Below are 13299 nucleotides of genomic sequence, written 5' to 3' on the forward strand. Positions count from 1 at the left end.
TGTGTATAGGTCATAGTGCATTTTCCTTTGGCGAGAAAGATGCCTACTATAGCAACTGACCGCCTTTCTTAGAAATTGCACTTATTAGTCGAATCCAAGTAAAGCTATTTATAGTATGTTACTTTCCTAAAGTTGAGGGTGTCAATATGAAAACAAATAAAGAAAAGATATTCATAGTGCTGTTCTTTATAATAACCTTTATTTCCACTGGGGTAAAAGCAGAAATAAATAATATTATGCCTGAGGTGAAATATAATCAGGAGCAGAGTGATAAACATACTAGTAAATTGTCTTCAGATGGAAGCGTTATTAACTTTACAAATGGCAGCTTTACAAATGATGGCATATATGGCGCATTAGATATTAAAGTTATAGAGTCCCATTGCCTGGATAGTTCGGTTAAATCTGTTCACATGAAAGCAAGAGACTGGAAAGCTGAACCTATCTCATATAATGATGGTAATGATTGTGTTGGTGAGGACAAATATGTTACCTGGGAAATAAAAAGTAATGATAATAACCATGCTTGTAATATTAGATTGCTAAAACACTATGATGGAAATGCATGGTGGCATAATGTTATTGAAACAGGTGATGTTGTGGAGTCTGATGCTCCTCATATAACTGGATGTAATATGGCAATTAAAGCGACATGTGATGGTAAAAACTGTTTTAACAAGCCTGTTAATGCATCTCACATTATTTTCATAACCGTTGAGGCAGGAGAAGACTCGCCGTCTACAGGTAGTGATGGGCCAGGTGGTGATGGGCCTGAGCATCATGGTTGGCATAGTGGAGTGGGGGGATGTGATGAAAATAATTCATTAGAATGTTATAGCTGTCCACCACACGCTATCTGTAACCGATAATTAAACCATAATAATGATTGACTCCAGTGTAATAATCAACCGCCGATTTATCGGCGGTTTTGTTTAAGTTTAACTATCACTATCACTATCACTATCACTATCACTATCACTCATTAGGCATCTATCAGATGAAAAGATTGGTTATCTTTATTCATGATTATGCGTATATTGTTGGATTTGTTTCCATACTCATCATGGAAGTAAAAATAGGGTTTAAAAGAAAATTCAGATCCCCAGAAAGCAGCATATGGAGGCTGGAAACATAATTTAGTAACACTCACTACACCAGTGCCGGGGTTTAGGATATCTAGATGTACTTGTGGTGAGGCGGTAGTTGCTGTAATTAGAGGAGGGGAGGTATCACCGGTCGGTTGTATAACATTGTTGGTAATATCAGGGTACCCGACATATTTATTTTCTTCCTGATATGTACCCCAAATAAAAAAAAGGTAGAGATTGTCATGATCGATTAAATAACTAAATCTACGGAATTCAATATTGCTCGGGTCATCATCATTAGCAGTCTGCCAGACATAGGCATCTTTTATAGCATATCCATACCCCTTTTTAAGTTTTATATAATAATTTGATTGAGACCACTTGTAATAATTAGTGTGACTAGCTAAGGTTTTGTTGATTATATCAACGTAAGTTTCTACTTCTGATTTATATTTTCCTGATTTAATATCTTTCTGTTCTTCAATAGTGAGAGAGTCAGCAGTATGGTGAATTGGTGCATCACCAACAACAGTAACGTATGAATTGAACTTTGAACCTTCCTGTATGTTATATTTTTTGTTATTTAAAATAATCTGTGCGCTGATATTGATTGTATTGACATCATGTGTTGTAACCCAATAAGTGTAGTGTTGGACAGTCTTATTTTCTTGTTCTTCATATAATGAATAAGATGTTTGTGAAAATAAATTGTCGGGAGGGGTATGAATGTATTTATTTTTTTTAGCGTTGTATGACCATTTACCAGATAGTTCTTTTCCGGTAATATAATCTATCAATTTTATACTCGCCAGTTGATCTTCAGATAATAGAACAGGTTTCTTATTAGCATCATATGCTTGAATGAAAACAGTAACGCGAGCTTGCATTTTTCCATTAGCATATATTTTCATGGTTTTAAGAATGGAATGAACTTGAAATATATTTAATCCTGAAATTATTTCTGTTTTTTCATGATGTTGTTTTTTTGATTTCATTGTTAATCCCTCTGGTTTTAAAGTGAAGAATAAAGTAATGGCTGGATAAATGATTAATGTAATAATTTACTAGGTCTTATAGTATTTCAATCTCCTTTTCTATTTGTAAGATAGCGTTCTTGTGCAATGGAAATCAGCGATAATACGGTGGTTGGTTTTTAATTTTATCCATTACTTAGTCATTATTGGCATCTATCAGATGAAAAGATTGGTTATCTTCATTCATGATTATGCGTATATTGTTGGATTTGTTTCCATATACATCATGGAAGTAAAAATAGGGTTTAAAAGAAAATTCAAATCCCCAGATATCAGCATATGGAGGCTTGAAATATAATTTAGTAACACTCACTACACCAGTGCCGGGGTTTAGGATATCTAGATGTACTTGTGGTGAAGCTGTAAATGTTGAGTCTGTCCCAAGCCAGTTATCAGTATGAATAGTTGTTGTGACATCAGGATACCCGGTAAGTTTATTTTTTTTCTGATATGTGCCCCAAAGAAAAAAAAGATAGAGATTATAATGCTTAGTAAGATAACTAAATCTACGGTATTGGACATTGCTCCGGCCGCAATCATGAGAAGTATTCCATACACAGGCATTTTTTATTGCATTCCCATTTTTAGGTTTTATATAATAATTTGTTTGAGACCATTCGAGATATTCAGTCTTCTTTCTTGTAGGAAACCATTTACTGACGTCTACTCTAGTTGCTTTATATTTACCTTTTTTAATATCTTTCTGTTCTTCAATTATGAGGTTATCACTATTATATAAAATTGGAGGATAACCAAGAATAATAACGGATGATTTAAATGAGGAACCTATCAGTGTATTATATTGTTTATTATTCAATGTAACTTGTGCACCGATTTCCATTGGTTCAGGGTTGCTTGTTGAGACCCAATATATTTGCTTCTGGATAGTATGGTTTTTTTGCTCTTCATCGAGTGAATCAAATATTTGTGAAGATGGTTCGCCAGGAAACGTATGATAATATTCGTTTTTGACCGTATCGTATGTCCATTCATCTGATAATACATCTCCGGTATCATAATTAATTAATTTAATACTCTTCAGTTGATCCTCAGATAATGTGACTATGTTATCATTATCATCTTTTGCTTGAATGACAACAACGACGCCAACTTGCATTTTCCCATTGGCAAATACCTTCAGTTGGATAGGACCAGTTTTTGATTTTAAAACTGGCTCTATTCTAAATTTATCCAATCCGTAAATATTTTCATGTTGATCGTTATGTTGTGTTTTGGCTTTCATTGTGATTTCCTATTGTTTAAGGTAAATAACGAAAAATAACGGGTAAGATAACTAATGTGATAATGTACCAAGGTTGTAATTAACTTATGGTGTCTTTAATGTTATTTTTTATTCTAAATTCACAAGATGATATTTTGGTTTATCGTCACCCTTATATGATTTGTTGTATTATATTTTAATATCATTAGCTTGTCTTGCTATGTAATGAATATTGTTTTTTTACTAAAGATTTAAAGGTATATAGTGGTATTCAGTTGGGGATATTTTGGGTTATTTTATTTGATTCCGACTTTACTAAATAATCACATTTATACATTGATATTAAACAGAACGCAACGAGGTTTGCATACACTAAAATTTAAAAGAGGTGTTATTATGTCGAATGATTTTTTTTCAAATGCACATAATTTTCAAAGTGCAGCAACTGGCCGGGTTGATCCAAGAACTGGATTATTTAATTATTTAATGCCTGTGGCGCATATTGTTGGTAATAATGCTCATGGGCCAGAGCAGGCAATTTCACTCTCTTATAGCCCGTTAAATAATGAGGATATCGGTTTTGGTATTGGTTTTGTGCATGCTTTCACGCAGTATGATACGACAAAACGGTTGTTAATGCTCTCGACCGGAGAACGCTATAAAGTATACGAAACGGATGATAAAGTCTTTTTAAAGCAATATAAACAGAATACAGTTCGTGTTGAAAAGGATACCACTCAGAATATTTATCGCGTGATCCATAAATCCGGTATGGTTGAAATATTAACCGGGCCAGAGGATGTTTTTGATTTTAAGGTTACTAAACAAATTATTAATCCTCTCGGTTATACCCTAAAACTTAACTGGAATTATGATTTAGGGCCTGTTCCACGCCTTATTTCAATCACGGATCAAGAACAGGCTCTCTTACAAATTCACTATGAGCCGGATGACTATACGCGTATTACTGTCTGGCCGACAAGGTCTGAATCTTATGATATTCAATTTTTCTTTGAAAATAATTATGTAACCCGTGTTGAAAATAACGCGGATAGTGCCATATTGAAATGGGAAATGGAGTATGACGGCAGTAGCAATTTCTTAACTAAAGTATCCTCTCCGACAGGCTCAATAGATCAGGTTAATTATGATCCGGATGGGCACCAGTTTCCTGAAGGTGCTAATTTACCCGCTATTCCTTATGTGGACCGTTATATTCAATCGTCCGGGCATGGTGCAGATATTGTGCAGACTTACCAATATACCAATACGAATTTTCTTGGTTATGGAGGGGAGGGTGATTGGAACAGTGATGACGACTATCTCTATAGTGTTTTATCCAATTACGAGTATGGCTCGACTGAAAGCCATGAAGATGGTTCAACCCTGCGTACTATCACCCGACGCTATAATAATTATCATTTACTGACTTCGGAAACAACTCAGCAGGGGAGTTGCAAACGGATTCATAAGACTGACTATTACGCTCAGTTTGGTACAGCGTTTGAGGATCAGCCCCCCCAATTCCAGCACCCAAAATCTGCAACGAGCAGCTTTAATGATACAGATATAGGGGAGACCGTACAGACACAATTTGATGCTGCGGGGAATCTCACCATGCAGATTACAGCAGATGGCACCCGTACAGACTGGGAATATTACCCGGCAGAAGGGGAAAAGGGAGCTTGCCCGGCTTCACCGCATGGTTTTGTACATTTTATCAAGTCGAAAACTGTTACGCCGGGTCACTCCTTCCCTGAAGGAGCCTACGACGATGCTCCTGTCCATAAAGTGGTTTACCAGTACGCTGAATTGGAAACACTTCCAGGCACGCCTTCGGCTCATGCAGTGGCTGACGTTTATCAGGCATGGTACAGCGCAGATCAATTACTTCATGAAATCCGCAAACATTATGTCAATGATGTCACTTCTCCAGAGCATGGGTATGTGCACCGTATTGATGAGATAGTTTATCCCAGACAGGATACCGCTCAATTTTCCGAAGGAACGGTATGGAAAACATCTCAGACAATAAGTTATACCGTGCAAAATGAAACACTGATAAAAAGTGTGACATGGACAGGGCATGACCAACTCAATATTACAACTCAACATAAAAAATCACGCTTTAGTGGCAAGCTATGGCATGAAACTGATGCTCATGGAAATACTTCAAGCTATCACTATGATAGCCTCGGGCGCATTCTGAAACATATTAGTAATGTAAAAACGCAGTATACTCAGGAAATTAATTACGCTTATGAGATTGAAAAACAGGGTATGATGACGACAACTCAAACGGATGTGTGGGGAAATCAGAGTCGTACCCGGTTGGATGGGCTGGGGCACGCTTATCAGAAAGAAATACTGGAGAAAGGAAAGGAATCTGAAGGTTGGAGGCTTGTTTCTGAAATTGAGCGTGACAGCTGGGGACGGGTTATTAGTCAAACACACCACGATTGGTTGCCAATGAGTGATGATCCAGAAAATGTGACAAAAATGTCTGTCAGCCAGCATATTGAATATGACAACTGGGGTCATGCTTATCGGGTGATTCAGGATTCGGGGGAGTCTATTCAACAGGATTATGACCCGATTACCCGCACCCTGAAAAAAACGATTTATGCTAAGGGGCTGAATTTTAGCAGCAGTATTGTGAAGTATGATAAACGTCATCATCCTGTCACCATCACGCATTATGACAGTCAGGGAAAACAGTATAGTCAGCAGGCCAACCATTATGATGGGTTAGGGCGTTTGCGGGCGAGCATTGATGAGTTGGGGCAAAAAACAGAGTATACGTACGATACATTTTCGCGGGTCAAATCCATCAAACAGAGTGACGGTACGGTTGTGCGAAAGTCTTATGCACCTTTTAGTACCGGTAGTTTATTGACCCAGATTGCGGTGGATTCACATGTATTGGGCACCCGTAATTTCGATAGCCTGCATCGAAATACCACAACTACCATTGGTGGACGTAATTATCTCGCAACCTACCAAGGCATAGCACCTTTCCCTGATACAATAACAGGTCCTTCAGGGCAGACGGTGAAACATCAATATGAACCTTTGCTTGGCAATGTATTGACGAAAGTCGATGCCGGAGAGATACAACAGGATTTTGAATATGATGCAAAAACAGGAGCGATGACCCAATCATCAGCCTCGCATGTAGCCACCCGAGGTTTCAACTATACAGCCTCCGGCCAATTACAGGAGGAAACTTTCCGTTTTGATGATATTAATACAGACACCGAGCGGAAAACGGAATACACCTATTCTCCGGTAGGTAAGATGACAGGATATCGTGATATTACCGGAAAAACCCGCTCCATGTCCTTCGATAAATACGGCCGATCCAGTGCTATCAGTGATCCGGATATTAGGATAGACCTTAATTATGATGCAGCCAGCCGTGTCAATAGCTGGAACGTTCATGACAGGAAGAACAATAAGAAAGTAACGACAGCTTTACAGTTTGATGATTTTGGGCGTGAGATAAATCGCCAGATCCAGACAGAGACAGATACTCTGACCCTTAAGCAGGATTATAATGTCAAAGGGCAGGTCATTACCCGCACAACTCAATCGCATCAAGCCGGGATATTACGACAGGAAAGCTATACTTATGATCCGGCCCGAAACTGGTTGACAGATTATCATTGCTCCGGTGTGGAATGCCCTCGTGACGCTTACGGATTTCCTATTGCCCGACAGAGTTTCACCTATGACATATTAGGGAATATTCAGACCTGTATTACTACACATGCTGACGGCAGCAGCGATACCGCGATGTTTACTTACAGTTCTGTTGACCCCTGTCAGTTGAGTCGTATTACCCATACTCACCCCGGTTATCCCCCGACAATTTCCCTGATGTATGACAAAGCCGGACACTTGCTTCAGGATGAGAGCTCCCGTCATTTAGCCTATGATACGTTGGGAAGGCTAAAATCTGTTCATTCAAATGGGGCTGCCAGCCATTATACCTATGACGCAGGTAATCGTCTGGTACTGCAACAGACAGGATCCGATAAAACCCATGAACTGTACTATATCGGTAAGGCTCGTGTGGCTGAAATTCAGCGGGAAGGAAATGTTATAACGCGGTTGCTTAGTTCTCAGGGGGAAATGGTTGCTACTGTTATTGGGGAGGAGGCTCATTTACTGGGAGTGGATGGTCATAGTAGTGTGCTGGTGAGCAACAAAAGTGATGGTACGCAAACCCGTTATCGCTATTCCCCTTATGGTCAGCAGGCAGAAGAAGAACATAATGCAGATCTTCCTGCCTATAATGGTGAGCGGTATGATCCGATAGGTGGTGGTTATCACTTAGGTAATGGCTATAGGGCTTATAATCCGGTGTTGATGCGATTTAATGCACCGGATAGCTGGAGCCCGTTTGGTGCAGGTGGTATCAACAGCTATGCTTATTGTCTGGGTGATCCTATTAACCGAACTGACCCCAGCGGGCATATAAGCATTGGTAGTATTTTTGGGCTGATTTTTGGTGCTATAGGGATAGTCGTCGGGGTTATAGCGGCTATTCCAACGGGAGGACTGTCCCTCGGAGTCATTGCCGGAGTTGCTACAGCTACGATAGGGATTGCTTCTGACGCAACATCACTTGCTAGCATATCTACCGCTAACAGTGACCCTCATACCTCAGCTGTTCTGGGTTGGGTATCCTTAGGATTAGGTCTATTGAGTATGTCTGGTAGTGCTTTTAGTATTGCGCGAGGTATACAGAAATCATTAACACGAGCAAGAGCCGCTTTTAGTGAGGGACTAAGTGGAAGACAGGGAGGAAGTGCAGAGGTGAGAGATGCGCTATATGGGAGTGGAACTAGGAGAAACGATCCCTATATTGTCAGTAGCTTTCATCATCTCAGGAACATGCCGAGAATAGGTGTAAACCTTCGCGAAGTTGAATCCCCAATTGGGAGTGGAACGCATACTTTGGAGCATCACATTTTTGGAGCACCTGATCATGAGATAAACATGGTTGAGAATCAATTCAGGTTTGAACGAGTAGCAGGAGAAAATACTCTGAGAGTTAATAATAGAGTAGATTTATATGGAGGATTTTCTAGACATGTAGATATTACAGCAGATATATATGAAAATTTATACTTGAAATTTATCAGGCGTGATACTGTAAATGCTTTGGGTAATAATCCCATTTCTGAGATCAGTTTCAATCGGATTTTTTTGGACCTTCATTTAGACACTGTAAGTAATATTACACAAGATGATATGAATATTATTAGAACAAGATGGAGTAGGTTTAATTTTAATAAGACATTTAAAGAATGGTCATTGTTATATTTAGAGAACAGGTATCGTCGAGATTATGGTACTATATTAAACTTATCACGAAATATAGGAGAAGATGATATTCATCAATTGTTTAATTTCGTCATGGATCCTACTTATCAATTTATGTAATATTGTAACGCCATGAATAATAAATATAATTAAAATCCATCTAAAAATCAATCTATCAAAATAATAAGTAATTAGGGTGATTGAAATAAGGAGGAATAAATTTTTCTTAGTTGGAGCAATAGACGAGGCCAGCAATGCAGCCTCGTCAATTACAATAAAGATAATTAATTTACGCCAATACCTTTTCCTGACTTTCTGATAAATGAACTATTTCAGCACTAATCATGGTAACTGCTTCAATAATGTTTTCGTGATAATAGTCAGTAACCCATTTAACCAACGGTGGATTAGCTGACCATTGAGAAATATTATTATCCGGTGCTGCCAAAATCAGTTGGCCTATTTTTAGTTCAGTTTCTCCTTTATGTAATGAATTCACCTGACCGGCTTTAAATAAAGTGATTTGGGTATGGTTTAACTTTCCGCTTAATTCACCACTGGCGATTGCCATTTCAAATGGCATCATCGCCAATACTTTGGTGATATAGGTATCTGTCGCACCCATTTGTTGCAGTTTTTCAGTCATGATTTCATCTCGGTCAGAGATATCTAACTTGCCTTTTAACGCTTTTATTTCCTCATTATTGAGCACCGTGTCCAATAAAAATAGCCGGATTTTTCTGGCACCCAATTGCTCTAACTGGCAGGCGACTTCCATCGCTAACAGCCCGCCTAATGACCATCCCAGAATATGGATCGGTTGTTCGGGTGTGGTTTCTGTCAGAATTAATTCCCTGTAGATTTTAGCTAACTGATGCAGAGAATCTGTCGGGGTATCTGAGTTGAGGTTATGGTTATTGATGCCAATGCAGTTATAGGTATCAGCCAGCGCGGTTGCCAGAGAATCATAAACTTCACTGCCAGCATTAGCCGGATGGATCATAAAGAGCTTATTAGCAGCGGTTGATGCGGGTGTTAAGTAATTAAGTAAACAGATTTCTGTATTATCTGTTTCCAGCCAGTCGGCTAATAAAGCAATACATTTGCAGCTAAATAAAATGGTCAAAGGAATATCAACGTTCATTTCATGACGTATTGCAGCGATCAGCCTAATCGCGATGAGAGAGTTTCCGCCGATACGGAAGAAATTATCCTCAATGCTGACCTGTTCCAACCCCAGAACATTCTGCCAGATAGTACAGAGTTGAACTTCCAAATCGTTTCGGGGAGGGATATAGCTCTCTTTGTTGCCGAAAACAGGTTCCGGTAAGGCCCGGCGATCTACTTTGCCGTTCAGGGTCAGCGGGATTGCCTCCATAAAGGTAAAACTGGCGGGCAACATGTAGTCCGGCAGGCGGGAAGCCAGATATTCCATCAGGATGGAATCAGATAAAACATCTTCTGCAACCAGATAAGCCGCTAATACTTTATTGCCATTGTTTTTATTGCCATTGTTTGTATGACTAACGTTTTCATGGCTAGCATTGTGTTCATGATCAATCACCACCGCCTGTTTTACCTGTGGATGTGAAGACAGAACGCGCTCGATCTCCTCCAGTTCGATACGGAAGCCCCGAATTTTCACCTGAAAATCATTGCGGCCGAGGTATTCCAGTTTGCCGTCCGGTCGCCAGCGCACCAGATCGCCCGTTTTATACAGGCGGATATAACCTTTGGCCTTGTCTTCTTCACTGGCAAAAGGGTTGATAACGAAGCGTTCAGCAGTTAATTCTGGCTGGTTTAAATATCCACGCGCGACCCCAGCACCACCGATATACAGCTCTCCCGATGTGCCGACAGGAACTGGGTCACCATTACGGTTAAGAACATACAGGCGGGTATTGTCAATGCCTCTTCCAATGGATAAGTCATTTCCCTGCAATAAGTTTTGGGTTGCACAAACTGTAGCCTCTGTCGGGCCATATTGATTAAATACCGTGAGTTCTGGGGGTCGACTCAGGGCATTCAGTGTTTCCCCGCCAGTATGGATAAGTTGCAGCGAAGATTGGAATAAGTCAGCGGAACAGTAATTCATTAAGGCGGTAGGGATAAATGCTCTGGTGATTTCATGGCTATTGATAAACGCCTGCAATTGCTCACTATTTGCTGCCATTGTGGCAGGAACAATATATAAAGATGCTCCCGCTGTCAGAGCCGGGAAAATCTCAAAAACCGAGGCATCAAAAATGTAATTGGCGAAAAATAATGTCTTGGTTTGTGGGCGCAGTGAGTGAGTACGAATAATAAATTGGCACAGGTTATTGACGCTGCTATGTTCAACCATCACCCCTTTGGGTTGCCCTGTCGTGCCTGAAGTATAGATGATATAGGCTAAATCAGAGGCTGAGTTTATCTGAGCAGGGTTTTCCACGGGCTGAGTTGCCGTGACAGCCGGGTCATCAGTGGTTATCAGTATGGGTTGTTTCACGAGTGACTGACAGTAGGTTGCCAGTATTGTCTGGTGCCGTTGCTGGGTCATTACACAATCAGCCGCTGTATCAGCCAGAATAAACTGTACTCGCTCGGCGGGGTATTCCGGTGAAACAGGCACATAAGTGCCACCGGCTTTCAGTACTGCCAGAATGCTGATAATCATTTCCGGGCTGCGGTCGAGGTAAAGGGCTATCGGAGTATCCGACTGGATCATGTTATGCATCTGTTGCTGATAGCGTTCACGGAGCACATAAGCCAGTTGATTTGCCCGCTCGTTTAACTGCCGATAGGTCAGTCTTTCCCCTTCAAACACCAGTGCTGTATTGTCTGGCGTCTTTTCCACTTGTTCTTCAAACAGTTGCTGTAGGGTTTTATCCTGCGGATAAGCGGTATCAGTCTGGTTCCAGTGATGCAGCAGGGTGTGGCGTTCCTGTGCAGACAGAATATCAATGCCAGAGAGTGATTGTTTCTGGTCTGCTGCGAAAGCTGTCAGTATCCGCTGATACATACCTGCCAGTCGCATGATGGTGCTCTCATTGAACAAGCTGGTAGCGTAATTCAGACAACCAAAAATGCCGGTTTTTTCGTCGGATAAAAACAGACTCAAATCAAATTTAGCCGCGCTGTACAAAGCGTCTTCTAATATTACCGGACTGAAGGGCAGGCGATTATCCGGCGAATTTTCTCCAGCGTGTTGCACACTGAACATCACCTGAAAAATAGGGTGACGGGTAGTATCCCGTTCAACATTAAGGGCATCAAGGAGCTGCTCAAAGGGGATGTCCTGATGCGCTTTGGCTTCAGTCACCCGCTGGTGGATCTGCTCAATCAGCGTTTCCACATTGTCCGTTTGTTGAAGCTGCGCCCTTAAAACCAGAGAGTTAACGAACATACCAATCAGAGGCTGGGTCTGGGCATGGTGACGATTATCGGTTGGTGTACCTAATACGATATCATCCTGTCCCGACAGTTTTGCCAGCATGACATAAAAAGCACTGAGCAGTACGGTATAGAGTGTAGTTTCCTGTTTTTTCGCCAGTGTCCGTAGCTGTTCAGAAAGATGAGTATCCAGCGTGAAATTAACATTTCTCCCTTGATAATTAATGTTCGTTGATCTGGGGTAATCCTCCGGTAAATTCAGCGGCTCATAATCGGCTAAAGCCTGTTGCCAGTATGCCAATTGCTGTTCACGCTTCTCGCCCTGTAAATAACTGCGCTGCCATGCGGCATAGTCGCCGTAGGTAATCTCCAGCGGAGGGAGTTGGCTGCTACGGTTATCCTGCAATGCATGATAAAGCTCTGCCAGTTCATTCATAAAAATATCAAGCGACCAGCCATCAATAGCGATATGGTGCCATAACAGTAGTAAATAATGCTTATCGGCAACCTGATAGTGACACAGGCGCAGGCTGGGTTCTGTAGCCAGATCAAAAGGGGTAGATATTTCAGTCCGTACTGTGTTCAGAAGAGAATCCATATCGCTGCATGACCGGGATATGATAACCAGATCCTGATTCAGTACTTGTGGGTAAATCTGCCCATCTTTATCACCGGGATAGATGGTTTTTATGACTGAATGGCGTTCGGCCAGCCGGTTGATAGCGGTTTCTAACAGCGGCAGACAATCCGTATTTTCTAACTGTACGAAGTGAGGCACATGGTAGGCATCACTGCCTTGCTCAAATTGTTCGATAAATAATATTCTTTCCTGAGCAAATGATAAGGGATAGCAATCTTGTGCTAAATGCGGAATAACCGTGTAAGTATGTTCTTCCATGCAGGATGCCAGTGCTGCGATAGTTTTCAGTTCAAACAGTTGTGTCAATGAAACTTCGATTGCAAGTGTACGGTGAATGGCGGCGGTCAGCTTAATGGCGGTCAGGGAATTACCGCCGATACGGAAGAAATTATCTTCAATACCGACCCGCTCCAGCCCCAACACTTCCTGCCAGATGCTACATAACTGCGTTTCGCGCTCATTGCGTGGGGCGACATAATTGTCGCGGTTGCCCCATACCGGTTCAGGCAGGGCGCGTCGATCCACTTTGCCATTCAGCGTCAGGGGAATGGTGTCCATAAACGTAAAACTGGCGGGCAGCATATAGTCCGGCAGGCGGTCAGATAAGTGTTC

5 protein-coding genes are annotated in these 13299 nt (G+C 41.1%); 2 read left to right on the forward strand and 3 right to left on the reverse strand.

Features of this window, described 5'->3' with window-relative positions; translation table 11 throughout:
• The first annotated feature begins 146 nt into the window (after nucleotides 1-146).
• The gene (locus tag Xinn_RS18060; protein ID WP_086952909.1) at nucleotides 147-869 is read left to right on the forward strand and encodes a hypothetical protein; all 723 of its coding nucleotides are present in this window, start codon (nucleotides 147-149) and stop codon (nucleotides 867-869) included.
• A gap of 113 nt (nucleotides 870-982) precedes the next feature.
• On the opposite strand, the gene Xinn_RS18065 is transcribed toward Xinn_RS18060, so the two are convergent.
• Nucleotides 983-2083 (reverse strand): hypothetical protein, encoded by a 1101-nt coding sequence (locus Xinn_RS18065; RefSeq protein ID WP_086952910.1) that lies wholly within the window; start codon nucleotides 2081-2083, stop codon nucleotides 983-985.
• A 175-nt stretch (nucleotides 2084-2258) separates the two neighbouring features.
• A complete protein-coding gene (locus tag Xinn_RS18070; protein ID WP_086952911.1) occupies nucleotides 2259-3365 on the reverse strand; it encodes a hypothetical protein in 1107 nt (368 codons plus the stop codon).
• A 375-nt stretch (nucleotides 3366-3740) separates the two neighbouring features.
• Between Xinn_RS18070 and Xinn_RS18075 the strand changes: the two genes are divergently transcribed.
• Nucleotides 3741-8795: an RHS repeat domain-containing protein gene (locus Xinn_RS18075; RefSeq protein ID WP_086952912.1), complete on the forward strand. Its 5055-nt coding sequence runs from the start codon at nucleotides 3741-3743 to the stop codon at nucleotides 8793-8795.
• A gap of 169 nt (nucleotides 8796-8964) precedes the next feature.
• On the opposite strand, the gene Xinn_RS18080 is transcribed toward Xinn_RS18075, so the two are convergent.
• Nucleotides 8965-13299: non-ribosomal peptide synthetase (locus tag Xinn_RS18080; RefSeq protein WP_153043415.1), on the reverse strand; the 4335-nt coding region annotated here is incomplete at its 5' end.

The sequence above is a fragment of the Xenorhabdus innexi genome, from assembly GCF_002632485.1.
GTDB lineage: Bacteria > Pseudomonadota > Gammaproteobacteria > Enterobacterales > Enterobacteriaceae > Xenorhabdus > Xenorhabdus innexi.

Bases quoted from the DNA above. Each gene is read 5' to 3' on its own strand.
- Xinn_RS18070 (WP_086952911.1), bottom strand. From the start codon at position 3,365: ATGAAAGCCAAAACACAACATAACGATCAACATGAAAATATTTACGGA.
- Xinn_RS18065 (WP_086952910.1), bottom strand. From the start codon at position 2,083: ATGAAATCAAAAAAACAACATCATGAAAAAACAGAAATAATTTCAGGA.
- Xinn_RS18060 (WP_086952909.1), top strand. From the start codon at position 147: ATGAAAACAAATAAAGAAAAGATATTCATAGTGCTGTTCTTTATAATA.
- Xinn_RS18075 (WP_086952912.1), top strand. From the start codon at position 3,741: ATGTCGAATGATTTTTTTTCAAATGCACATAATTTTCAAAGTGCAGCA.